The 342-nt window shown below is 48.2% G+C and carries 1 protein-coding gene; it reads left to right on the top strand.

Going from position 1 to position 342, the window contains the following annotated elements; genetic code table 11:
• Positions 1-342, top strand: a 342-nt coding sequence (locus GQ594_RS11935) for a phage baseplate assembly protein V (RefSeq protein ID WP_202112599.1), incomplete at both ends; no start/stop codon positions are given.

Raw genomic sequence — 342 nt, 5'->3', positions numbered from 1 at the left:
TCTACCGCCCTGCGCCTATCCGCTGGCCTCAAATCAGTGGCACCTTACCCGCAAGGGTGACCAGTCCTGACCATGACACCTATGGTTATATTGATACCCAAGGACGCTACCGAGTTAAATTTAACTTTGATTTAAAACAGTGGAACAAAGGGGGAGAAAGCCTATGGGTTCGCTTAGCCAAGCCTTATTCTGGTAATACTTATGGTTTTCACTTTCCGTTAATTGATGGCACAGAAGTGGCCATTGCCTTTATGAATGGCAACCCCGATAGGCCGTATATTGCCCATGCCATGCATGACAGTGCGCATCCTGACCTTGTGACCGCTATCAACAAACACCGCA

It is taken from the genome of Gilliamella sp. Pra-s52 (genome assembly GCF_009795805.1).
Taxonomy (GTDB): domain Bacteria; phylum Pseudomonadota; class Gammaproteobacteria; order Enterobacterales; family Orbaceae; genus Gilliamella.
Note: the sequence above shows the minus strand (reverse complement) of the source record. Positions and strands in the feature narration are given on the sequence as shown.